Consider the following 22,480-nt stretch of genomic DNA (forward strand, 5'->3'; position numbering starts at 1 on the left):
TAACAGGGCAATAAGACCAGGCTCGATAGATATGCCCCCATAAACGTATCGATCATCAAGAAACATCTTCATATAAATGTTTTTTATCGATCTGGAACGCTACTCACACCAATCACCACGCAGAACATGAACAAACTAAAGTTTGCTCGATCGCTGCTGGTGTTGAACAAGCGCCATCAGCACCTCAATTAAACTGCACACAAAGGTGACCCTATGTCCTCTATACCTTCTGGCGGCGCTGGCCTGAGCGCCGGTGCCCAGGCACAACTGGACCAAATCAACGCCAACAAAGAAAGGAAAGTTGTCGAAGAGGCAGCAAAGACTGCTGAGCAAGAACTCACGACAGCAAAAGCGGGACGCGTGAAGTCTTTACGGTTCGCTTAAGCAAAACCGGCCTCCTCGTCTGATCGGGTCGAGGAGGTCGTGGCGCCATCGCCCACTGCAGCCGACATCGTCAAAGGAGTTTCATTTGTACATTACCCACACGGGGCTCCCGGGAAACGGGCCTCACTCTACTCAGGCCGAAACGCCGGATGCACTCAACGGAGCATCGGATATCAACTTCTTCAATGCGCAACTGAGCGCCAGCCGACAGCCCCTCAGCGAAGGTGCTACCTCCACGGCCGCGAATCTGTTTTCCCTGAGTGCAACTGAATCGACTGCGGCAGCCAAGCGCGTGCAAAGAGGAATACGGGACACCCTGTCGAACAAGCAGACCAAAGAAGCGCATGCGCTACCAGAGGCCCTTGCAGCGGCGAACCTTGGCGTAGTCGCCCAGGTCAAGGTTGTCGGCTTGCTGGTCAAAGGCGTCGATAAAATCGCCACCATGGGATAGCCGTATGTACCGCTATCTCTGCATCGCCTTATTTCTCTTATCGCCGTTGATGCTGACCGGCTGCGGCGAAAGCGTGGAACTGCATCGCCAACTCTCGGAGCAGGAAGCCAACGAAGTGATTGCCGAGCTGGCAGACAAGCAGATCCGCGCCCAGAAAATTCCGGCCAAAGACGGCGTGGTTGTTCGCGTGCGGGCCAATGACATCAGCCGAGCGGTGCGTACACTGGAAGCCGTCGGCCTGCCCAAAGTGGCCCGCTCTACCTTGGGCGATATCTTCCGCAAGGAAGGGGTGATCTCCACACCACTGGAAGAACGCGCACGTTACATCTACGCGCTGTCCCAGGAACTGGAGGCCACCTTGTCGAATATCGATGGGGTGATCGTTGCACGCGTGCATGTGGTGCTGCCTGAGCGGGTGGCACCCGGCGAGCCTGTGCAGCCGGCATCTGCATCGGTGTTCATCAAGCATGACCCGCGGCTGGACCCTGACAACATTCAACCCCGTGTGCGCAGAATGGTCGCCAGCAGCATCCCCGGCATGGCTTCGGCCCTGGAAAACACACAAAAACTGACCGTCGTTTTCGTCCCGGCCACTGCCTACCAGGAGCAACAACAGCTTAGCTTTTTCGGCCCCTTCCTGGTGCCGGAGCAAGACCTGGGGTTCTGGCGCGCCAGTTCCATGCTGCCTCTGGTCGCTCTGGTACTAGGCGCTACCGGCTGGCTATTCTGGCGCCGCCGGGGCACGGACACTCACCCGGCAGGCACTGCGACCGCACTCAACCATGAGTAAGGATCTTGCGTGGGTAAGATGGTGGGCTTGCCCGTGGCAAAACGCCCACCATGACTGGCACACGCACAAGGGTTTCGCAGAAACCGCAGCGCTTTCACGCAGCCATCATCACCAGGTGAGCCACCTCTTCGGGATCGAGCCACAGCTCCCTCCCCATCCTTGCGTACCGGTGTTGCAGTTGGTACTGGCCCGCGCCTGGCAACGAGACCTCGTTCTTCAATTGGTCAAAGAGATCGGCAACCCCAGCCCTGATAGCCCGTTAAATGAGGAACATCGCCTCTGGTGTCAACGCCTGACCAAGGCATTGTCACCCGACCCGATCCCAGTGAGCGTTGAAGACCCACTGCATTGCCTGCGCGCTTGGGTTCCCCCCGCCGTCTGGCAGCGATTGCGCTTGAGTTTTGCGTACCACCGGGTACTTGAACTGGAAAAGCACCCCCGGTTGTCCTCTTCCCATGGCCGCTCGGACACGGTGTGGCAAGCCGCGCTCTGGCGCGCGACGTCAACCACCTTCAATGAATCCTTACCGCCGTATTCGTGAGACTCCCACCATGTTTTGCACCCAGAAAATAGAGCTGTGTGCGGTGACCACTGACGTTCCAGTAGACCTGATTCCCAGGGAAATGCTCGCCGACTACACCCACGCCCAGCAGTTGCTCGAACAGGCCCAAGCCCACGCACAGGCGCTCATACGCCAAGCCGAATCCCAGTGCGAGCGCATGCTGGAAAAGGTCGGTCATCAATTCTGGCAACAGGCCAATACCCAATTGCAGCGCTGGGAGTCTGAGCGCCAGGCGATGCATGACCAGTTGGAACAGGTCGCCACGGCAGTGATCAACACAGCCCTGCGCAATTTCCTTGATGAGACGCCTCCTGCCCAACGTCTGACGGTACTGCTCAACAAACTGCTGGACGCCCAGATGCCCCCAATCGAGGCGACCTTGCGCTGCCATCCACTGGACCGCGAGCCCATCGAGCAATGCCTCGCACGTCTGCGCGATGTGCCCTGGAAACTCAAGGTCGATCACGACTGCACCGCCCAATCGTTGATGCTCGAAACAGAAGACGGTGGTTTTCATATCAATTGGGCCAGTGCGCTGGAGCACCTGATACTCCCTGATGGTCGATGAGCGCGCGTTTACGATGGAACCTGTTACACATACGCAGCCACACACGAGGTAGCAACCTACTGGAGAAACCCCGTGATTGGTGATGACCGTCTACTACCAAGGCTTTACCGGCAAATGGCCTCTGCCGAAAAACATTTCGATGAGATCAGTACCGCTGCCCGCGATGCTGAGGACAGCGAAGAGAGAGCAATGCTCTTTCAACAGATGATCGAAACAAAATCCAGCCTCGTTTCCGATATGGCGCTGAGCTCGTCCTATCAAACCTACCTGCAAGAAACCTTGAAATTCGCGCTCACTAACAGTGCCTAGCGACTGCCCCCGCTCACGTGATTTACCAGGCTTCCAGGCCCTCTGCCCGTAAGCGACTGCACTGAAACAGAGAACCTGCCATGTATAACAAGACCCACAAGCACAAAGGCTTGCGCTCATGCACGCCTGCTGCTGTTGTAAAACGCGCTCACTGGCCTTGCCTGATCGCCCTGCCCCTGCTGCTGTTACCGCTGCAACACAGCTTGGCGGCTATCCCCGCCGAATGGAAAAACACCGCCTACGCCTACGAGGCAGAGCACAAACCCCTGAGGGACGTGCTCGAGGATTTCGCCCAGACATTCGGTACGCAATTGCAGGTCGAGGGCCTGCTCGAGGGCAACGTCAACGGAAAAATCCGCGCAAACACGCCGCAGTCGCTGCTCGACCGACTGGGTATGGAACATCGATTTCAGTGGTACCTGTACAACAACACGCTCTACATCAGCGCCCTGGACCAGCAGGAATCTGCACGCCTGGAAGTGTCGAGTGAAACCGTGGCCGACCTCAAGCAGGCGCTCACTGATATCGGGTTGCTCGACAGCCGCTTCGGTTGGGGCGAATTACCTGAGGATGGTGTAGTCCTGGTCTCCGGCCCCAAGCGTTACATCGAACAGATCAAGCAGTTCAGCAGTAAGCGTCGCTCCGCCGACGAAAAACAGAGTGTGCTGACTTACCCCCTGAAATTTGCCAACGCAGCCGACCGCCAAATCGATTACCGCGGTGAAAAGATGGTTATCCCCGGAGTGGCCAGCATGCTGCGCGGGCTGCTTGAGCCTCGCTCTGCAACCGCACAGGCCACCCAGGCCCCGTCTTCCGGCGCAGCAGTGGTTTCGCCCCTGGCCCAACCCCGGCTTGGCAACCCGCTGCTGGGCCAGATGCTTGCCTCGCCGCCCCAGGCTCTCGCCAACAACAGCATGTCCCTGACACCGCGCGCACCGACGTCGACCAGTCGAATTCGGGTTGAAGCCGATGTGCGTAACAACGCGGTGATGATCTATGACCTGCCAGAACGCCACATCATGTATCGCGACCTCATTACCCAACTTGATGTGGCGCGCAAGCTGGTGGAAATCGACGCGATCATTCTTGATATCGAGCGCACTCAACTGCGCGAATTCGGGGTCAACTGGGGCTTTCAGAACGGTAACTTACGGGGCGGGGTGAATAACATTTCACCGGGCACGTCCTCGCAATTATCCATCGCCAACCGCGACGGTTTTTTTGCCGATGTACAGGCGCTGGAGCGACGTGGCCTGGCGACATTGGTATCGAACCCAACGGTACTGACCCTGGAAAACCAGCCCGCAGTGATTGACTTCAATCGCACGCAATACCTCACGGCCGGCACTGAGGTCGCGACTATTTTGCCGATCACCGTCGGCACCAGCTTCCAGGTGATACCCCGGGTGATCACATCACGGGGCAGCCATCAAATTCATCTGGCGATTGATATCGAAGACGGAAATTTCGATGAGTCCAATCCCAACCGCACCGGGCCCGATGTGCGCAAGGGCGCGGTCAGCACGCAAGCGGTGATGGCAGAAAAGCGTTCGCTGGTCGTAGGCGGGTTTCATGTCACGGAAAATGCGGACACCCTCAACAAGATCCCCCTTCTTGGCGATATTCCTTTGCTTGGGAAGGCGCTGTTTTCATCAACCGAGCGCAAAAACAATCGGCGCGAGCGCCTGTTTATCCTCACCCCTCGCGTTATCGGCGACCAGGCCGACCCTTCACGCTACGTCCCCCAGGCCGATCAGGCAGAACTGCAGGCAGCCCTCAAACCCCTGGCGCGACGCGTGGCCCCGCACGCCCCCGAGGTCAAGCGCAACGACCTGATCCACGCGCTGGCCACCCTGGTCAGCGGGCAAGTCCCTACGGCCTTCAAGACGGCACCGATGCCCGTGGGTCTCGATACCTTGTGTTCAACCCGCGACCTGCTCGCACTCAATACCGAGCGCAGCCAGTGGTACACCGGGCCGCAGTTCAATGTCGCCGTCGTGGTACTGCGCAACCAGTATGACCGCCATGTGCGCATCGATGAGAAAGAGTGCAGTAACTCCCAGACACTGGCGGTGACTGCCTGGCCACGCGCCTGGCTCAAGCCGGGTGAAGAAGCCGAAGTGCTTATCGCCATGCGCCCGGTGGTGAAAGACGAACACATCGGCGTCTCGCGCCCCTCCTTGATCGCACCAACCGGGAAAAAACCAGAATGACCCGCCTACTCTCGAGCCTCACCCTGATAAGCCTGCTGGTTGTGGCCGGCTGCACCCCCACCTGCCGGGGCGACTCCTGCTCGCGCCCATAATCGAGTGCCGACAAGATGGTGATTTGGTGGCCGGAACACATGCGTACGCAGCCCGGCCCCTCCGGTGAGCGTTCAGACCATCAGACAATTTCACTGGAGAGATAACCTTCAAGGTGGGTGGCCCAGCCACTCACCTGTTGCTGTCAGATCAGCGCTGATCCAATTCAGGCAGTTCCAGGGTTTCGCGCTTGGCATCCTCATCCAGTTCACGCAAGGTGCGATAGATGAACGCCACCGCCTGCAACGTCTCACGCGGAATATTCGCGCCGCGCTTTCGCTTATAGAGCGTGCGCGCCAACCACACGCATTGAATCACCGGAATGTCCGCCGCCTTGGCCCGGTCAATCAATTTCCGAGCCTCGGCGTCGGTGCCTTTTTCGACCAACAGCGGCAGCGGCGTTTCACCGGGACGGTAGTACAAGGCGACTGCAAAGTGAGTCGGGTTGACCACCAGCATGTCGGACTCTTCCAGCTTCGGCAGCTTGACCTTCGGCTCCTCGTTCGCCAACTCATAAGCCAACTGGCGACGCTGGCCCTTGACGTGAGGATCGCCCTCCATCTCCTTGTACTCCTTGACCACCTCCACCTGGGTCATGCGCATGCGCTTGGCAAAAAAGTATTTTTGCAGCGCCAGGTCGATCAGCGCCATCACCAGCAGCAAGCCCAGGCATACGTGCAGCAAGTGTCGAAACAACACAATCAAGGCTTGGACATAACTCGGCAGGTCACTGCTGGCCAGGCTGATCAGCGCGCCCAATGCCGGGCCGATCACTACGTACAGAATCAGCCCCAGCAGCACAGCCTTGGTCAATCCCATCAACAGGTTCATTACCGACTGGCCGGAAAACATCTGCTTGGCTTGATTGAGCGGGTTGAGCCGATTGAAATCGGGTTTTAACGTGTGCGGGGCGACCAGCATGCCGAACTGCAGCCAGCTGCTGATCAGTTTCACCGCAATTGCCACGCCAGCCATCAACAAGGCAAACGAGAAAAACACCCACAGGCCCTCCAGCAGCACCTCCTCCAACGCGCGCACGAAGGGTTGGTCCATGCGACGCATGGGCAGCACCATCAATTGTTGGAACCGTTGCATGCTGGGCTCGGCGGTGAACAGCGCAATCTCGCTCAAGGCGGTCAGCACCAGCAACTTGCCGACATCCTGGCTTTGTGCGACCTGGCCCTTCTTGCGCTGGTCACGCAGTTTCTTGGGGGTGGCCGCGTGTTTTTTCTCCCCGGAATCACTCACGCGCCAGCCCCCCGGAACATCAGGCCAAGGGCAGGCTTGAGATCACCCAGCAAGCTCATGCGGCCGACAATCAGGTCTTGCAGCAACGGCAAATACAGCAGCAAAAACGCCACGCCGGCCAGGCACTTGACCGGCATCGCCAACGACGACACTTGCAACTGTGGGCTGTACAGACTCAGCAGCGCCACGCCGAATTCCAGCAATAGCAACACGGCAATAAAGGGTGCCGCGTACAGCATCATATGGGTGAAGGTATCGCCCATCAGTCCCAGAAACACGGCGAAGCCATCGGCCGACGGCAGGGGCACCCAGATGGTGGCAGGCCAGATCAGGTAGCTGTCCCAGATGACTTGGGTGAGCACGCCCAAGCCCAGGGTCACCATCAACAGGAAAATCGCCAACTGCTTGAACATATGGCCGATGGGGGTGGCATCCGGTCCGAGGGACGGGTTGATCTGCCCCCCCGTCAGCGCGCCGCGCTGGTTGTCCAGTAGCGCCCCCACCGACTCGAACAACCAGAACGGCATGGACAACAACACGCCGAGCAGCACACCCAGGGCGGTTTCCTTCAACACCAGCCCGGCGATCATCACTGCCGAATATTCCTGGCCCTGTAGGGCGGCATGAATGGCCGGTGTCGGAATCAATGCCATGACCATCACGATGACGTGTCGGGGCATACCGCGAATATGCTGGAAACAAAACGCCGGCACCAGAATCGCACAGGGATAGATACGCGCCATGCCAATCACCAGGCTGGGCAGATACTCAAGATAAACCTGCATAGGTGTTGCCTCAGGAGAGTGCCGAGCGGGCGATCATGTCGAAGGTCAGGTTGATCAGCTGGATCAGCTCCACACCAATCCAGCGGCCTGTCATCACCAGCGTGACGCCCACCGCCACCAGCTTGATACCGAACGGCAGGGTCTGGTCCTGGATCTGCATCAAGGCCTGCACCAGCGAGGTCAACACACCGACAATCACCGCCACGATCAGCGGCGGCGCCGACAGCACTACCACCAGCAGCATGCCCTGTTTGAACAGGATGATCGGGTCCATAAGCGCCTCAGAGGTAGGACAGAAACAGGCTGTCGAGCAACCGCGACCACCCGGAGACCAACACAAACAGCAGCAACTTGAGGGGCAGTGAAATGGTCATGGGCGAGACCATTTGCATCCCCAGCGCCAGCAACAGGTTGGACACGATCAAATCGATGACGATAAACGGGATGTAGATCAGGAACCCGATCTCGAACCCTGACTGCAACTGCGACAACACGTAGGCCGGTATCAGCAGGACCAGGTCGTCGCGATGGGTGGACTCGGCCAGTTCCGCCGGCCACATGCGCACGCTGTTTTCCACCAGGTGCGTGAGGATGTCAGGGTCGGTATTGCGCTTCATGAACGTGCGCAGCGGCTGGATCGCGTGGGTGCTGGTGTCCTGGAAAGCCTGCACGCTGCTCATGTCCACCGGGGTTACCTTGACCGCCTGCGCGATTTCATAGCCGACCGGCGCCATGATGAACAGTGTGGCCGCCAGGGCAATGCCGTTGATCGCCATGCTCGGCGGCACCTGCTGCACACCCAGGGCATTGCGCGTAATCATCAGCACAATCACGATTTTCAGGAACGCCGTGCACACGATCAGCAACATCGGCATCAACGACACGGCGCCGAGAAACAACGCCAACAGGAAGGGATCGATCCCCTGGAAACTCATCGCGTAAAAATCACACGGGACAACTGCAAGCCCAGCCGCCCATCCACATCCACCAGCTTGCCCTGACCGATGGGGCGTTCACAGTAATACAGGCCCGCCATGCCCGGCGCGTATCCGGACACGCCCACCACCGCACCAGGCGCCAGCTGGCGCAACTCCCCCAGGGACAACTGCAGCGTGCCGCAGCGCACGCTCAAGTTCATCTGCAATTCGTCGAACGGCTCATGCCCGAGCACATCGACCGCTGCCGGACTCCCCTCAGGGGAAGACTCGCCCCAGTCGTAGCCCTGGCCCTGATTAGCTAACACTTCATCCACACCTAAATCCTCGATAGAAAAAAGAGTAAAGCGCAACGGCCCACTGTCATCGGCCAAGCGCCCGTGCAGGCGATAGAGCCCCAGGCATACATGGCCTTCGCCGCGGGGATTGAATAGCGCGGGGTTCAACATCAGCACGTCCCCCGGCCGCAGGTTGCTCACCTGCCCGACAGGTAATTGCGAGCGCCCAAGCAGCAGCGACACCGAGAGCGGAAACAACCCAGGAAGCGGCTGCGCCAGCGCTTGCCAGGGACCGGCAGCACATAAAGCAAGGAAGGCATCCGGTGCCATCTCCAGGCGGTCGACGACCCGTGACGCGCCCAATGTCACCGTGAGTCGACAGCAGAATGCGGCCGGCGGCACGCTCGGCTGCAAGCGCAGGAACCCCAGCAGCGACTGCACTTGCGGGCTGAGCTGATGCTGGAAGAACGCCCAGAACCACGCGTCCGGGTCATTACCTTGTGCGGCTAATGTCACAGGGCATTCACCGAGCAAGCTCAGAACGGGGCCCGGCTCACCGAACGCCAACACGCCACAGGCGGTTTCGAAGCCTACGGCGGGCTGCCCAATGGGCGCATCACCTGGCTCCAGGATTAACTCGCCGTGCTGTCCAGCAGCCTCGAACGACAGGCGCAAGCCACGCCCTAACCGACGCACGGCGGCTGCGGTAGCGCTGTCGACAGCCGGTAATGTCAGCGGTGAAATCATCATGAGTCGTTTGAGGCCGTCAACGACAGGTAAACGGGCTGCCGCAGATCGGCGCTCAGGCGATCCTGACAGCGTTGGCGTACGTGACCCAGCCACACCCGTGCATGCGCGTCCTCGGGATCCAGCTCCACGTGCCAGGCGCCTCGCTCATGCCGAACACTGACGTCGACCCGCCCCAGGCGCGGCAAGAAAAACGCAGCCTGCAGCGGCCATTGGGTGGTGGTATTCAGGCGCGACACCAGTTGCTCGGCAAAGGCCTCGACCTGCGCCTGGTCACTACGCGTCATGGGCGCCCTCAAGGAACTGCCGCGCTCCTCCCCGCCGCCCTCGTGGCCAAACAATTGCGAAAAGAACCGCCCCGGCTCCCATGGCAACACTGCACCGGGCGTCGACTCGCGCTCGTCACGGGCTGGGCGCGGGCGTTCGGGCTTGCTGGACGAAACCTGGGTCATGGCAGCTCCTGGGCCAGCAGGGTCGAAAGCTCCTGCAGCTTTTCGACTTGGCGCAGGCATTGGCTGACCTGCTTTTGTGCGTTTAGTACATCGATCAACTGGGCGTCTTTTTGCTCATGCAGGGTGAGTAAACGGTCCTCCTCACTGCGGGTATCGGCGCACAGCCGATGTTCCTTGGCAGTCCAGGATTGGAGCGTCTGTAACGTCATGACCTGCCCCTGGTGTTCGCTCAATAACTGCGCGCTTTGTTCGGCCTGCTGTTGGCGTCTCTGCACCAGTGCGCCCTGCGCATGCTCGATGTGCTTCACCAACGTTTGCTGCTGGCGCTTCGCCTCGCGCAACGTGCGCTCGGCGCGATCGGCACGGTGCCTGCGCAGACCCCGTAGGGTCTCCAGTTCAGAAAGGGACATAGGCCGTCAGCTCCGTCAGTTGCTCAAGGGTGGAGGTCATGGGTGAGGGCTCGCGCAAGTCCTGGCGCAGGAAACCGTCGACGGCCTGCCGGCTCTCCACCGCACGGTCGGTGAGCGCGTCGTTGCCGGCCTGGTATTCCCCCAGCTTAAGCATCAGTTCTATCTGCTGGTACGCCGACAACAGCCGCCGTAGCGCGGTGCCCGCCTGTATGTGCGCGGGCTCGGCCACATTGCCCAGGATTCGCGAGAGGCTGGCCAGCACGTCCACTGCCGGGTAGTGCCCGCGTTCGGCGAGCTTGCGCGACAGCACGATATGGCCATCCAACAATGAGCGAACTTCATCGGCCACCGGATCACTCATGGAGTCCTGCTCGATCAGTACGGTGTAGATCGCCGTGATCACGCCCTCTTGGGTCAAGCCGGCGCGCTCCACCAACCGTGGCAACAAGCTGTAGACCGACGGCGGCAAACCGCCCCGGCCCAACGGCTCCCCCGCTGCCAGGCCGATTTCACGTTGCGCCCGCGCAAAACGGGTCAGCGAATCGATCAACAGCAGCACCCGCTGGCCCTTGCGACGGAAGCCTTCGGCGAGTGCCGTGGCGGTAAACGCGGCACGTGCCCGCTCCATGCTGGACCGATCAGAGGTGGCACACACCAGCACCGCCTTGGCGCGCAACGTGTCGTCCAGTTCATGATCAAGAAACTCGCGCAGCTCCCGCCCGCGTTCGCCAATCAAGCCAAACACGATCACATCACAGGCAACGTTACGGGCGATCTCGGCCAACAGCGTGGTCTTGCCGCAACCGGCACCGGCAAACAGCCCGACGCGCTGGCCTTCGCCCAACGTCAGCAAGCCATCGATCGAACGCACGCCAGTGGCCAGGGCCTGGCTGATGCGCGGGCGCTCAGTGGGCAGCGGTGCTTCACACAGTACGGTGGTCGCGTCCGGCGTGTCGCCCTCGACAAACGCACCGGGGCCCTGCCCCGCAATCGGCCGCCCGAAACCATCAAGCACCTGGCCCAGCAAATCATCACCCACCCGCACGCGATGGGGCACACCCAAGCGCTGCACGCTCGCACCGACCTGCACCCCTTCGAGGTTACCCAATGCACTGAGCACCGCATCCTGGTGGTCGAAACCGATGATCTCGGCGAGCATGCTGTCACCGCCGGTTTTATCCACCTTGCACAGGTCGCCGATGCGCGCCTGGGGCAATCGGCATTGCAACAACATGCCGTTGACCCGCTGGATACGCCCCCGCACCGCCACTGGCGAAAAACTCGCCAGATGCCCGGCTTGGCGCAGTTGCCAGGCGTCGAGGCGGGCCTGTAGATCGTCGGTCACCAACGCACCTCGTAACGCTGCTGGCCGTCGAAAACCAGCCGACCGTTGTCGATGGAAACGAGGCGCAAACCGTCTACCTCGTCCCCCAGAAACAAGCGCTGCCCGCCTTCCAGGACGACGTGCCCATTCGGGCCGCCAACGATCTGGGTGATCTTGAACGGCGGTTGGTTGCTGGTCTCACGCACCCGACTCATAACCGGCACCGCACTGTCGAACTGCTCGGCAAAACGGGCGAGCATGCGCGACAGCAATGCCATTTGCTCCTGGGAAACATCGCCATTGAGTGAAATCTGCCCGTTGACCACCTGCAAGGTGACCCGCTGCGCCAAGTCGCGCTCGTTAAGCATCTTGAGTAACTGCTGGCGTACTTGCGGGGCCGTGGCCAGATCGGTTTTTGACGAAGAAGCCTGCATCAGTGACGCTTGGGGCTGACGCTCATCGGTGTTCATCATGCCCACCACCGTGATCAGCACAGCCACCACCAACAGCCCGCACATCAAACGTTTTTGGGTCGACGGCGCCATCGTACTCAGCGGCAAGGCCGGCGACGCGTCGTGGGGTTTCTGCGGGGCAGGTTCACTCGGCCATGGTTGGTCGGTGAGCGACACGCACAATCGAATGCCGCTGATGGAAAACGGTACATCCGCTGCCAGGTCGGCAATCTGTGCCACCCTCTGCCCGGAGTAGTCCTGTATCAACCCTTCCTCGGCCTGCACGCACCAGCGCTCACCCATCCGGCGCAACCCAATGTGGCGGGCGGCTATCGCCGTATCGTTGAGCACCAGATCCGCGTCCGGGCTTGCACCGACGCACCATTGCTCGCCAAACAACGGTAAGGCAGCGCCCTGCTGCGAACCATTGAGCACACGCAGCTCAAACATCAGCGTACTCATGCCACGGCCTCATGCAATTGACCGTCACCGTCCAAATCAAAACGCCCCAGCACCTTTACCTTGGAGGCACTGCTCAGTTCCGCAAACGACAGCACGGGCACATGGTTGAACTCTTCCAGCAACAGGGTTCGCAAGGGGCTGCGCAGATCCTGCGCGACCAGCAGCACGCTCTTGCTTTTGGCACGCAGGGGGAAGGCCTGCTTGAGCAGGCCGATAAGCACCGCGCTGCTATCGTTGTCGAGGGCGAAGAACACCCCGGTCTGGGTCTGGCGCAGGGCCTCGCGCAGGATGTTTTCGGTCTGGGGCGACAGCAACCAGGCGTGCAGGCCGTCATCTTCGCAGTGCTGGTGGAAGATATGCGCCTTGAGGGCAACCCGCGCATAGTCGGCCAGCGCTTCCGGCTCACGCTCGTGCTGGCCATACTCGACCAGCGACTCGACAATCAAGCGCACCGCACGCAGTGGTACGCCCTCACTGGCAAGCCGCTGCAACACCGCCGAAAAACGCGACAGCGGCATGATGCGTTGCAGCTCCTGCACCAGCTCGGGCTGACTGGTCTCCAGCCAGCTGAGGATCGATTTGCTCTCTTGCACGCCCAGAAACTGCGGACCACTGAGCATCATTGCCCGACTCATGCGTTCAAGGATCAAGGCCTGTGCGGTGAAGCGCTCCACCTGCTCGTCATCGAGCACAGGATGGTCCGGCGCCAACCATATCCACGCATCCTCTTCCCGTGATGCGTGGCCTCTTGTCCCCTCCTCCACCGTCGTTTTCAACGCGGCGTGTTCCACGGCTACCCACGGTCCGACTGTCGCCTTGAGTACCGGTATTTCATGCACGCAGAAACGCAGCTCGTCGTCCTCAAGCGTTGGCGAAAACTCGACTTCAAACGCCGGAAGCGTCAGGCCCAGGTTGGCCACCAGGCCATTGCGGGTCTGGCGAATGCGTTGCATCAATTCGGTGGCGATGCGACTGCCGTGCAACTGGACGGGGAACTGCAGCAGGTAAGGTCGAGAAGGGTCGAAAGCGCGCAGGTCTTCATCGCCGTTTTCCTGTGCTGCAACGGTATCGGTGTCGGCGCCCTCAGGCAGGCTTTGTCGTTTGCGTTCCTGCGCGAGGTAATACCCCAGGCCGCCGGTTGCCAGCGCAATCAGGATAAACACCAGCGTGGGCATCCCAGGCAGCGCGGCAAACGCCAACATGCCCACCGAAGCGATCATCCAGCTCTTGGGCTCGCTGGTCATTTGCCGGGCGATTTCAGTGCCCATATTGGTCACACCCCGTCGCCCATCCGGTGCGACGCGGGTGATGATCATGCCGGCGGTCAGGGAGATAAGCAGTGCCGGGATCTGTGCAATCAGGCCGTCGCCGATGGTCAATACCGAATACAACGCCATGGAATCGCCGGCGCTCATGCCGTGCTGGAACATGCCGGTGGAAAATCCGCCCAGCAGGTTGATCACCACGATTACCAGGCCAGCAATCGCATCGCCCTTGACGAATTTCATCGCCCCGTCCATGGCGCCGAACAGCTGGCTCTCGCGAGATAACTGTTCACGTTTGTCCCGTGCCTGTGCGCCATCGATCAGACCCGCGCGCAAATCGCTGTCGATGGACATCTGCTTGCCAGGCATCGCGTCCAGGCTAAAACGCGCAGCCACTTCGGCCACCCGTTCCGAGCCCTTGGTGATCACCAGGAAGTTGACGATGGTGAGGATCATGAAGATCACCAGGCCCACAGCCAGGTTGCCACCCACCACGAAATTACCGAACGCCTCGACGATATCACCGGCGTCCTGTTCCAGCAGGATCAGGCGCGTGGTGGCGATCGACAGTGCCAGGCGGAACATGGTGGTCAGCAGCAAGATCGACGGAAAGGATGAGAACGCCAACGGCCCGGGCAGGTACAGCGCCAGCACGATCAACAGACAGGAAATACAGATATTGAGCGCAATCAGAATATCCACCAGCCAGGTCGGCAGCGGCACGATAAAGATAAACACGATGGCCATGACCACCACCGCGCCGAGCACTTCGGCCCGTTGTGCCACCTTGAGCAGTAACCGATTGACGGTCGCCAGCGCCGTCACCCGTTGGCCCTCGAAGCATCACCCGTACGCGGGGAGAGTCTCTCCAGGCGAGTGAGTTCTTCCATCACCAACAGCACGTTGTGCAAACTGTCCTGGCGCCCCCGGTTGTCGCGCCACAACGCCAGCGGCAGGCCCTTGAGCAACGGATAAAGCCCGTTCAACGACACCAACTGACCGGTGGACGACTCCCCCGTCAGCTCCGAGGCCAGGCGCTGGACCTCGGCACATGCAATGCCACCGCCGGCATATCCCAGCAAGCGCTGCAGCAATACCACTGCGTCATGTTCGACCTTGAGGCGCTGGATCAACCCTTCGCAGTTGCTCAGCACACTGCCCAACTGCCCGCAGCTTTGCAGCCCCAGCAACAGTGTGCGCAGTTTTGCGCAGGGAATCGATGCGGCACGTGCCGCGATATCGTCAGCCAAGGCCCGGCGCATCACATTAAGACCCGCGGCAAATTGCTCGCCGCCATACACCCCCAGCAGTGACTGCATCATGGCCGCCAGGGATTGGCGTACCACCACACTGGCGTAGTAGAGCGCGCGCACCGCTTGGCGCTCTTGAGGGTCGTCAGTGGCGGCCTGCAACGCCATGGCAATGTTCAGGCCTGCACGGATTTCCCGCTCATAACGCACCTCGAGCCTGGCCAGGGCATCACGCGCCAATGCCACGTCGGCCCTGCGCACCTCGGCTTCTGCCTGAGCCGTCACCTGACGGAGTACGACATACGTACGGGCAGGGTCATTGCCGGTCAGCTCCAGCAACTTGTCGACGCTGGGTTGTTGCAACAATTGCAGGCGTACCTGGCGAGAGAGGGCTGCCAGACTCGTTTGGGCCGGATGCCCTAATTGGTCATACAGTTGTGGCAGCTGTTCAAGGGGCGTCACGCGAACCCCCATCGAACGGGGGTTGAGCGCCGTACCGTTAGCCACCACTTCCTGGTTGAACCGATTGACCAAGTCATCGACACCCGATGCCGTAGCTGGCGTGCGTGTGCTCGCTGCAGCACGTTGACCCAGGCTGTGGAGCGCTTGCACATCGGAAACGGATTCGACTTTCATGGGCGGGCCGGTACAGGAAGTGTGTGCTTGTGTGGCAGGCCCTCCTTGTTCGGTTCCATGAATATCGATATCGCAGGGCATTTTGAAAGACCCGGCACAGCCCCGGACCCACTTGTGCAAGTTGCTGCACAAAAAACACCGATTTCAAGATATTTATTTATATAAATCAGCTAGTTAAATGATTTTTTAGCTTGGCACATCCAGTGCTAAAGGGCTGTGCGTCGACACCATTTCGATCGCGTCTACCCTGAGGAAAAAATCATGGATATCCCTATTGGTGCCTTGGCTCATTTTGTTGGCGGCTCGCCCCAATTCATGCTCCACCTGACGGACGACCATCAAAAAAAGCTCCGACGCTTTATCCACAAACGCGTGCTCAACCCCGAGGATGCCGATGACATCCTGCAACTGACCTACCTGGAAGCCTGGCGCAACCGCGAGCGATTCAGTGGCCAGGCCACACTCAGTACCTGGATGTGCGGGATTGCCCAAAACCTGATTCGCAACCACTTCCGGCGCTTGTATGCCAAACCGGTGCACTGTGAGTTCGATGAAGCCCTGTGGCACGGCCAAGAGGAAAGCAACAATCTGGATTGGGAGTTCGAGATCAACCGCCGACTGGAAAAAACCCTGATCGCCATCAAGCATTTACCGGTGGAAATGCGCAAAACGTTGTACGCATCCCTCGAGACCGACGGCAGCTACCAGGACACTGCCGACGCGTTGGACATCCCCATTGGAACCGTGCGCTCGCGTCTGTCGCGGGCACGTGAACAGCTCAAGCGCGTCACCCACAACCCGCCGCATCCGTAGGCCCGGCGAACCCGCCATTGTTGGGCGGCAGGGATATCTGCCCAACTTGCCTCTAGAGACTGAACAACGGTACCGATGCACTCTGTTTTGTGGTGAGCGGGCTTGCCACTCGTCGCTCATCCGCCCGTTTTCGCTTAAACAATTGAAAGCGTAGATAAAAATTCAAAATAAATGCTTGACGCATTGCCGTTCTACGCGAATAATGCGCGCCACTTGGCTACATAGCTCAGTTGGTTAGAGCATAGCATTCATAATGCTGGGGTCCGGGGTTCAAGTCCCTGTGTAGCCACCAAGTACCGATCCATAGATGTCTACAGCAGTCTATGAATCACCTCAAGAAGCCCGCCTAGTGCGGGCTTTCTTGTGTCTGGCCATCTCTGTTTGTATTGCCCTGTACCCTCTCTCCCTGTCGCGCGGAAGCAGCCCTGCCCCTAGCGCCACTGATCCGCAATGATGCTGGGGCGGGGAACTGGCCAGAACGCCTCTGGTACGCCACTCACTCCCGCCGCAATGAAGACGCTACCAACAAGTCCCGCGTATAGGGGTGCTGCGGCGCACCGAACAGTTGCTCCGTACTCCCTGCTTCCACAACCACGCCGTCCTTGACCACGATCAGGTCATGGGCCAGGGCGCGGACCACGGCGAGGTCGTGGCTGATGAACAGGTAGGTCAAGCCGTGCTCTTCCTGCAAGCGACGCAGCAGGCTGACCACTTGTTTTTGCACGGTACGGTCGAGGGCCGAGGTGGGCTCGTCGAGCAGGATCAGTTCGGGCTTGATCACCAACGCCCGTGCGATGGCGATGCGTTGGCGCTGGCCGCCGGAGAATTCGTGGGGGAAGCGGTGCCGGGTATCCGGGTCGAGTCCAACATCCTTCAGGGCCGCAATCACTTCGGCCTCCCGTTGCGCCGCGTCCAGGCTGGTGTGCACGCGCAAGCCTTCCTCAATGATCTGCTGCACGCTCATGCGCGGGCTGAGGCTGCCGAACGGGTCCTGGAACACCACTTGCAGTTGCCGACGCCACGGGCGCAAGGCCTTGCCCTTGAGCCGGTCAAGGGCCTGCCCCTGGAAGCGGATGCTGCCTTGGGCATCGATCAAGCGCAGGATCGCCTGGCCCAGGGTCGACTTGCCCGAGCCGGACTCGCCGACAATGCCCAGCGTCTTGCCGCGCTGCAGGCGCAGGTCAATCCCGTCTACGGCTTTGATCGGCGGTTTGCGCCGCAACAGGCTGCCCTGGGCAAACCACACCCGCAACGCGTCCACTTCCAACAGGTTGGGCGCCGGTGCACGACTGACCGCACGCCCCTGCGGCTCGGCCTCCAGCAGTTGGCGGCTGTAAGCATGCTGCGGCGTAGCGAACAGCGCTTCACACTCGGCCTGTTCGACGATCTTGCCCGCCCGCATCACCGCCACGCGCTGGGCGATGCTGCGCACCACATTGAGGTCATGACTGATCAGCAGCAACGCCATGCCCAGGCGCTGCTGCAGGTCTTTGAGCAACGCCAGGATGCGCCGCTGCACGGTCACGTCCAGCGCCGTGGTGGGCTCATCGGCGATCAACAACAGCGGCTCGCACGCCAGCGCCATGGCAATCATCACCCGCTGACGCTGCCCGCCAGACAATTGATGCGGGTAGGCATTGAGACGCTGACGCGGTTCGTGGATGCCCACCAGTTCCAGCAATTCCACTACCCGTTCGCGCGCGCCACCGCCGCCCATCCCTTTGTGCAGCGCCAGGGTTTCGGCCACTTGCCGCTCCACGGTGTACAGCGGGTTGAGCGAGGTCATCGGCTCCTGGAAGATCATCGCGATACGATCACCGCGAATCTGCCGTAGGCGTTCCGGCCGCGCTCCGAGCAGTTCCTCGCCCTGATAGCGAATGCTGCCACGGGTTTGGGTGATGTGCGGCGGCAACAATTGCAGGATCGAATGGGCCGTCACCGACTTACCCGAGCCGGACTCGCCCACCAGCGCCAGGCACTCGCCCGCGTGAATATCCAGGTCAATGCCCCGCACGGCTTTGTGCCCTTCGAAGGCCACCTGCAAGTTACGGATTTGAATCAGTGCATCGCTCACAAACACGCTCGCTTATCAGGATCGAGGGTCGAAGGCATCGCGACAGGCTTCGCCGATAAATACCAACAGGGACAGAATCAGCGCCAACGCAAAAAACGCGGTCAGCGCCAGCCACGGGGCTTGCAGGTTGTTTTTGCCCTGGCCGATCAACTCGCCCAGGGAGGCGGTGCCCGTGGGCATGCCAAAACCGAGGAAATCCAGGGCGCTCAGCGTGGAAATCGCACCGGTCAAAATGAACGGCAAGTAACTCAAGGTGGCCGTCATCGCATTCGGCAGGATATGCCGCAGCATCACCTGAAAGTCGCCCACACCCAACGCCCGCGCGGCCTTCACGTACTCCAGGTTGCGCCCACGCAGGAACTCGGCGCGCACCACATCCACCAGGGCCAGCCAGGCAAACAGCGCCATGATCCCCAGCAGCCACCAGAAACTGGGCTCTACAAAACCCGACAGGATGATCAGCAGGTACAGCACCGGCAGCCCGGACCAAATCTCGATCAGGCGTTGGCCCAACAGGTCGATCCAGCCCGCGTAGTAGCCTTGCAGGGCACCGGCAGCAACACCGATCAGCGTGCTCACCACGGTCAACGCCAGGGCAAACAACAACGACACCCGAGTGCCGAAAATCACTCGCGCCAACACATCCCGTGCCTGATCGTCGGTGCCCAGCCAGTCCTGCGCGGAGGGTGGTGTGGGCGACGGTGCGTTGAGGTCGTAGTTGACCGTGTCATAGCTGAACGGTATCGGCGGGAACAGCAGCCAGCCACCCTGCCCTTCAATCAGTTCACGTACGTAGGGGTCGCGGTAATCCGGTTGAAATGGCAGCGTGCCGCCAAAGTCCTGTTCGGTGTAGCGCTTGAAGGCCGGGAAATACAGCTCGCCCTGATACGACACCACCAGCGGTTTGTCGTTGGCCGCCAGCTCGCCGCCCAGGCACAGCGCAAACAGCGCGGCAAAGATCCACAGCGACCACCAGCCCCGACGGTTGCGCTTGAAATGCAGCCAGCGCCGCCGGGTGATCGGAGAAAAAACCGGCATCATTGGGACCTCCCGGCAAAATCCAGGCGCGGGTCCAGCAGCCGATAGCACAGGTCGCCCAACAGCTTGATCACCAGCCCCACCAACGTGAAGATAAACAGCGTGCCAAACACCACCGGATAGTCCCGCGCCACCGCTGCTTCATAGCTCAAGCGCCCCAGCCCATCGAGGGAAAAAATCACCTCGATCAGCAGCGAGCCGCCGAACAGCATGGTCGTCAGCGCCTGGGGCAGGCCGACCACGATCAATAACATCGCGTTGCGGAGCACGTGCTTGTACAGCACCTGCTTTTCGCTGAAACCCTTGGCACGCGCGGTCACCACATACTGGCGGCTGATCTCATCCAGGAAGCTGTTCTTGGTGAGAATCGTCAGGGTGGCAAACCCACCGATCACCAGCGCCAGCACCGGCAGCACCAGGTGCCAGAAGTAATCCACCAGCTTGCCTGCCCACGACAGCGAGGCGAAGTTTTCCGAGACCAGCCCGCGCACTGGAAACCAGTCCAACAGGCTGCCGCCACCAAACACCACGATCAGCAGCAAGGCGAACAGAAACGCCGGCATGGCATGGCCGATGATAATTGCCGTACTGCTCCACACATCGAAGCGGCTGCCATGGCGCACCGCCTTGCGAATACCCAGCGGGATCGACACCAGGTAACTGATCAGCGTGGCCCAGATGCCCAGGGACAAGGTCACCGGCAGCTTTTGCAGGATTAGGTCGATGACCTTGGCGCCGCGAAAAAAGCTGTCGCCAAAATCCAGCCGCGCGTAGCTGCTGAGCATCAACCACAGGCGTGCGCCCAAGGGCTTATCAAAGCCATATTGGCGCTCGATATCAGCGACCAGCGCCGGGTCCAGGCCCCGCACCGAGCGCGACTCCCCACCGACGCTTTCCACATGGCCACCGGCCAACGAAGCCTGGCCGCCAATGCCCTGCAAGCGCGCGATGGCTTGCTCCACCGGCCCGCCGGGCGCGGCCTGCACGATAAAAAAATTCACCAGCAAGATGCACAACAAGGTGGGCACAATCAGCAGCAATCGACGCGCACTATAGGCCAGCATGTTGGCGCCCCCCGGTGTGTTGGCGCATTTGCGCGGTGGTCAGCGGGCTTGGGCTGATTTCCCACCAGGTATCAATGCCCACATCGTTAAGCGGCGCGGTCTGCGGGCGGCCGAAGCGGTTCCACCACACCGACGACGTACCCGGCGGGTAGTAGTTGGGAATCCAGTAGAAGCCCCACTGCAGCACGCGATCCAACGCATGTGCATAACGCACCATGGTGGGCCGGTCGTTGGCGCGCACCAGGCCATCGATCAAGGCATCCACCGCCGGGTTGCGCAGCGCCATGAAGTTGTTGGAGCCCGGATCATCGGCACTTTCCGAGCCGAAATAATTGGTCAGCTCACGGCCCGGCGAAAGGCTGACCGGATAGCCATTGACGATCATGTCGTAGTCCCGCGCACGCACGCGGTTGGCGTATTGCGCTGCATCGATCAGGCGGATATGGAAGCCGATGCCGATCTGCGCAAGGTTGCGTTTATAGGGCAACAACAAGCGCTCGAAACCTTTCTGGCTACTAAGAAAGGTGAACTGCAACGGCTCACCCTGGGCATTCACCAACTGGTCCCCCCTGGGCGTCCAACCCGCCGCCTCCAGCAGCTTTAACGCCTGCGCCTGTTGCGGGCGTATGCGCCCGCTTGCGTCGGTGTGCGGCGGCTCGTAAACGCGGTCAAACACCTCATCGGGGATTTTTCCGCGCCAGGGTTCGAGCAGCTTGCGTTCCTCGCTATCCGGCAGTTGGCTGGCGGCCAGTTCGCTGCGGGAAAAGAAGCTGCGCTGGCGCAGGTACATGCCGTGCATCATTTGCCGATTACTCCAGTCGAAATCCCACAGCAGGCTCAACGCCTCTCGCACACGGCGGTCCTGGAACTGCGGCTTTTGCAGGTTGAACACAAACCCCTGAGTGCCCTGCACCGCTTTAGGCGCCAGGTGTTCACGCTGGAGGCGGCCGTCGCGCAGGGCATCACCGTCGTAACCGACGGTGTAACTGGTGGCCGAAAACTCGCGATTGAAGTCATAGCCCTGGGCACGCAGGATCTGGCGCGCCACGTCGGTGTCGCCAAAAAACTCCAGGCGCAAAGTGTCGAAGTTGTACTGCCCTCGATTGATCGGCAGGTCGTTGCCCCACCAATCCTTGACCCGTTCGAAAGTCACGCTGCGGCCGTTGTCCACCGCACTGATGCGATAGGGGCCGTTGCCCAGCGGCGCTTCGAAGCCACCACCGTTGGCGAAATTGCGCGACTGCCACCAATGCTGCGGCAGTACCGGCAATGACGCGATGTCCAACGGCAAGGTGCGGTCGGCCGTGGTTTTGAAGGTGAATCGCACCTGGTTGGGCGACTCCCGCAGCACTTGATCGACATCGGCGAAACGCTGGCGGTACACCAGGCTGCCTTCGCGGCGCAGCAGGTTGAAGGTGTAGATCACATCCTCTGCCGTCACCGGTGTGCCATCAGCGAAACGCGCCTTGGGGTTGAGGTAAAAGCGAATCCACGAATGGTCATCTGCCAGTTCCATGCTCTGTGCGACCAGCCCATACACGGTGTAGGGCTCATCCTGCGAGCGATAGGCCAATGGGCTGTAAAGCCAGCCTTGAATCTGCGCGACACCGGTGCCTTTGTCGACATAGGGAACCAGGTGATCAAACGCGCCATCCTCCATTGACGAACGTCGGAACGTGCCGCCCTTGGGGGCCTGTGGGTTGACGTAATCCAGGTGACCGAAACCCGCCGGGTACTTGGGCGCCTCGCCATACACCGTCAAGGCATGCACCGGCTTGGCCAGCAGCGACGGTGCCCACAGGCCCCATAACAACGCCCAAACCACTGAACGAAACAGAATCACAGACGCAGCTCCACGCAAGGATGGCCGACACCCACGC

General features: G+C 60.5%; 23 protein-coding genes, 1 tRNA gene and 1 pseudogene. 10 read left to right on the forward strand and 15 right to left on the reverse strand.

What is annotated here, in order from left to right; translation table 11 throughout:
• Positions 1–213: 213 nt before the first annotated feature.
• The 8 genes and pseudogenes from DYL61_RS31255 to hrpT all read left to right on the forward strand — a co-directional run bounded on the left by DYL61_RS31255 (position 214) and on the right by hrpT (position 5,474).
• Positions 214–384, forward strand: a complete 171-nt coding sequence (locus tag DYL61_RS31255) for a hypothetical protein (protein WP_167497940.1) — start codon at positions 214–216, stop codon at positions 382–384.
• Positions 385–469: 85 nt separating this feature from the next.
• The gene (locus tag DYL61_RS06020) at positions 470–835 is read left to right on the forward strand and encodes a hypothetical protein (RefSeq protein WP_135307601.1); all 366 of its coding nucleotides are present in this window, start codon (positions 470–472) and stop codon (positions 833–835) included.
• Positions 836–839: 4 nt separating this feature from the next.
• Positions 840–1,625: a type III secretion system inner membrane ring lipoprotein SctJ gene (gene sctJ, locus DYL61_RS06025; RefSeq protein WP_135307602.1), complete on the forward strand. Its 786-nt coding sequence runs from the start codon at positions 840–842 to the stop codon at positions 1,623–1,625.
• Positions 1,618–2,166, forward strand: a complete 549-nt coding sequence (locus tag DYL61_RS31530; protein WP_135307603.1) for a type III secretion protein — start codon at positions 1,618–1,620, stop codon at positions 2,164–2,166. Before sctJ ends, DYL61_RS31530 begins: the two co-directional genes overlap by 8 nt.
• Positions 2,167–2,176: 10 nt before the next feature.
• Positions 2,177–2,755, forward strand: a complete 579-nt coding sequence (gene sctL / locus DYL61_RS06035; protein ID WP_135307604.1) for a type III secretion system stator protein SctL — start codon at positions 2,177–2,179, stop codon at positions 2,753–2,755.
• Positions 2,756–2,827: 72 nt separating this feature from the next.
• A complete protein-coding gene (locus DYL61_RS06040; protein ID WP_135307605.1) occupies positions 2,828–3,064 on the forward strand; it encodes a hypothetical protein in 237 nt (78 codons plus the stop codon).
• An 80-nt stretch (positions 3,065–3,144) separates the two neighbouring features.
• Positions 3,145–5,277 (forward strand): type III secretion system outer membrane ring subunit SctC, encoded by a 2,133-nt coding sequence (gene sctC / locus DYL61_RS06045; protein WP_135307606.1) that lies wholly within the window; start codon positions 3,145–3,147, stop codon positions 5,275–5,277.
• Positions 5,274–5,474 (forward strand): annotated as a pseudogene (gene hrpT, locus DYL61_RS31535) (HrpT family type III secretion system protein). The gene sctC and the pseudogene hrpT overlap by 4 nt, the downstream one beginning before the upstream one ends.
• A 43-nt stretch (positions 5,475–5,517) precedes the next feature.
• Here hrpT and sctU read toward each other — a convergent pair.
• The 11 genes from sctU to sctW are packed head-to-tail and all read right to left on the reverse strand — an operon-like array spanning position 5,518 to position 15,611.
• Positions 5,518–6,615, reverse strand: coding sequence for a type III secretion system export apparatus subunit SctU (gene sctU, locus DYL61_RS06055; RefSeq protein WP_135307607.1), 1,098 nt, complete (start codon positions 6,613–6,615; stop codon positions 5,518–5,520).
• Positions 6,612–7,400 (reverse strand): type III secretion system export apparatus subunit SctT, encoded by a 789-nt coding sequence (gene sctT / locus DYL61_RS06060; protein WP_135307608.1) that lies wholly within the window; start codon positions 7,398–7,400, stop codon positions 6,612–6,614. Before sctT ends, sctU begins: the two co-directional genes overlap by 4 nt.
• Positions 7,401–7,410: 10 nt before the next feature.
• Entirely contained in the window at positions 7,411–7,674 is a 264-nt protein-coding gene (gene sctS, locus DYL61_RS06065; RefSeq protein WP_105697491.1) for a type III secretion system export apparatus subunit SctS, read from the reverse strand.
• 7 nt (positions 7,675–7,681) lie between these two features.
• Positions 7,682–8,335: a type III secretion system export apparatus subunit SctR gene (gene sctR, locus DYL61_RS06070; RefSeq protein WP_135307609.1), complete on the reverse strand. Its 654-nt coding sequence runs from the start codon at positions 8,333–8,335 to the stop codon at positions 7,682–7,684.
• Entirely contained in the window at positions 8,332–9,363 is a 1,032-nt protein-coding gene (locus DYL61_RS06075; protein ID WP_135307610.1) for a FliM/FliN family flagellar motor switch protein, read from the reverse strand. Before DYL61_RS06075 ends, sctR begins: the two co-directional genes overlap by 4 nt.
• Entirely contained in the window at positions 9,360–9,812 is a 453-nt protein-coding gene (locus tag DYL61_RS06080) for a type III secretion system HrpP C-terminal domain-containing protein (protein ID WP_135307611.1), read from the reverse strand. Before DYL61_RS06080 ends, DYL61_RS06075 begins: the two co-directional genes overlap by 4 nt.
• On the reverse strand, positions 9,809–10,222 hold the full coding sequence (locus DYL61_RS06085; protein ID WP_135307612.1) for a type III secretion protein: 414 nt from the start codon (positions 10,220–10,222) through the stop codon (positions 9,809–9,811). Before DYL61_RS06085 ends, DYL61_RS06080 begins: the two co-directional genes overlap by 4 nt.
• Complete coding sequence (locus DYL61_RS06090; RefSeq protein WP_135307613.1) at positions 10,209–11,567, reverse strand: FliI/YscN family ATPase; 1,359 nt, start codon at positions 11,565–11,567, stop codon at positions 10,209–10,211. Before DYL61_RS06090 ends, DYL61_RS06085 begins: the two co-directional genes overlap by 14 nt.
• Entirely contained in the window at positions 11,564–12,448 is an 885-nt protein-coding gene (locus DYL61_RS06095; RefSeq protein WP_135307655.1) for an FHA domain-containing protein, read from the reverse strand. Before DYL61_RS06095 ends, DYL61_RS06090 begins: the two co-directional genes overlap by 4 nt.
• Positions 12,449–12,456: 8 nt before the next feature.
• On the reverse strand, positions 12,457–14,550 hold the full coding sequence (gene sctV / locus DYL61_RS06100) for a type III secretion system export apparatus subunit SctV (RefSeq protein ID WP_135307614.1): 2,094 nt from the start codon (positions 14,548–14,550) through the stop codon (positions 12,457–12,459).
• Positions 14,547–15,611 carry a type III secretion system gatekeeper subunit SctW gene (sctW, locus tag DYL61_RS06105; RefSeq protein ID WP_135307615.1) on the reverse strand — a complete coding sequence of 355 codons (1,065 nt, stop codon included), beginning with the start codon at positions 15,609–15,611 and terminating at the stop codon, positions 14,547–14,549. The genes sctV and sctW overlap by 4 nt, the downstream gene beginning before the upstream one ends.
• Positions 15,612–15,872: 261 nt before the next feature.
• Between sctW and DYL61_RS06110 the strand changes: the two genes are divergently transcribed.
• Together DYL61_RS06110 and DYL61_RS06115 are read left to right on the forward strand one after the other, a co-directional pair.
• The gene (locus DYL61_RS06110; RefSeq protein ID WP_135307616.1) at positions 15,873–16,424 is read left to right on the forward strand and encodes an RNA polymerase sigma factor; all 552 of its coding nucleotides are present in this window, start codon (positions 15,873–15,875) and stop codon (positions 16,422–16,424) included.
• A gap of 215 nt (positions 16,425–16,639) precedes the next feature.
• Positions 16,640–16,716, forward strand: a tRNA-Met gene (locus tag DYL61_RS06115).
• Between the two features lie 204 nt (positions 16,717–16,920).
• Here the strand turns inward: DYL61_RS06115 and DYL61_RS06120 are convergent.
• Genes DYL61_RS06120 through DYL61_RS06135 form a run of 4 tightly spaced genes read right to left on the reverse strand, consistent with a single transcriptional unit; the run spans position 16,921 to position 22,443 of the window.
• Positions 16,921–18,498 carry an ABC transporter ATP-binding protein gene (locus DYL61_RS06120; RefSeq protein WP_135307617.1) on the reverse strand — a complete coding sequence of 526 codons (1,578 nt, stop codon included), beginning with the start codon at positions 18,496–18,498 and terminating at the stop codon, positions 16,921–16,923.
• A gap of 15 nt (positions 18,499–18,513) precedes the next feature.
• A complete protein-coding gene (locus tag DYL61_RS06125) occupies positions 18,514–19,536 on the reverse strand; it encodes an ABC transporter permease (protein ID WP_167497941.1) in 1,023 nt (340 codons plus the stop codon).
• Positions 19,536–20,600: a microcin C ABC transporter permease YejB gene (locus tag DYL61_RS06130; RefSeq protein ID WP_135307619.1), complete on the reverse strand. Its 1,065-nt coding sequence runs from the start codon at positions 20,598–20,600 to the stop codon at positions 19,536–19,538. Before DYL61_RS06130 ends, DYL61_RS06125 begins: the two co-directional genes overlap by 1 nt.
• Positions 20,587–22,443: an extracellular solute-binding protein gene (locus DYL61_RS06135; protein ID WP_135307620.1), complete on the reverse strand. Its 1,857-nt coding sequence runs from the start codon at positions 22,441–22,443 to the stop codon at positions 20,587–20,589. The genes DYL61_RS06130 and DYL61_RS06135 overlap by 14 nt, the downstream gene beginning before the upstream one ends.
• Positions 22,444–22,480: the final 37 nt, after the last annotated feature.

This window comes from Pseudomonas nabeulensis, from assembly GCF_004682045.1.
In the GTDB taxonomy this organism is placed as follows: domain Bacteria; phylum Pseudomonadota; class Gammaproteobacteria; order Pseudomonadales; family Pseudomonadaceae; genus Aquipseudomonas; species Aquipseudomonas nabeulensis.

Bases quoted from the DNA above. Each gene is read 5' to 3' on its own strand.
- DYL61_RS06075 (WP_135307610.1), bottom strand. From the start codon at position 9,363: ATGATGATTTCACCGCTGACATTACCGGCTGTCGACAGCGCTACCGCA.
- sctJ (WP_135307602.1), top strand. From the start codon at position 840: ATGTACCGCTATCTCTGCATCGCCTTATTTCTCTTATCGCCGTTGATG.
- DYL61_RS06130 (WP_135307619.1), bottom strand. From the start codon at position 20,600: ATGCTGGCCTATAGTGCGCGTCGATTGCTGCTGATTGTGCCCACCTTG.
- DYL61_RS06110 (WP_135307616.1), top strand. From the start codon at position 15,873: ATGGATATCCCTATTGGTGCCTTGGCTCATTTTGTTGGCGGCTCGCCC.
- sctT (WP_135307608.1), bottom strand. From the start codon at position 7,400: ATGCAGGTTTATCTTGAGTATCTGCCCAGCCTGGTGATTGGCATGGCG.
- DYL61_RS06125 (WP_167497941.1), bottom strand. From the start codon at position 19,536: ATGCCGGTTTTTTCTCCGATCACCCGGCGGCGCTGGCTGCATTTCAAG.
- sctC (WP_135307606.1), top strand. From the start codon at position 3,145: ATGTATAACAAGACCCACAAGCACAAAGGCTTGCGCTCATGCACGCCT.
- sctW (WP_135307615.1), bottom strand. From the start codon at position 15,611: ATGAAAGTCGAATCCGTTTCCGATGTGCAAGCGCTCCACAGCCTGGGT.
- DYL61_RS06085 (WP_135307612.1), bottom strand. From the start codon at position 10,222: ATGTCCCTTTCTGAACTGGAGACCCTACGGGGTCTGCGCAGGCACCGT.
- DYL61_RS31255 (WP_167497940.1), top strand. From the start codon at position 214: ATGTCCTCTATACCTTCTGGCGGCGCTGGCCTGAGCGCCGGTGCCCAG.
- DYL61_RS06080 (WP_135307611.1), bottom strand. From the start codon at position 9,812: ATGACCCAGGTTTCGTCCAGCAAGCCCGAACGCCCGCGCCCAGCCCGT.
- DYL61_RS31530 (WP_135307603.1), top strand. From the start codon at position 1,618: ATGAGTAAGGATCTTGCGTGGGTAAGATGGTGGGCTTGCCCGTGGCAA.
- sctR (WP_135307609.1), bottom strand. From the start codon at position 8,335: ATGAGTTTCCAGGGGATCGATCCCTTCCTGTTGGCGTTGTTTCTCGGC.
- sctL (WP_135307604.1), top strand. From the start codon at position 2,177: ATGTTTTGCACCCAGAAAATAGAGCTGTGTGCGGTGACCACTGACGTT.
- sctS (WP_105697491.1), bottom strand. From the start codon at position 7,674: ATGGACCCGATCATCCTGTTCAAACAGGGCATGCTGCTGGTGGTAGTG.
- DYL61_RS06095 (WP_135307655.1), bottom strand. From the start codon at position 12,448: ATGTTTGAGCTGCGTGTGCTCAATGGTTCGCAGCAGGGCGCTGCCTTA.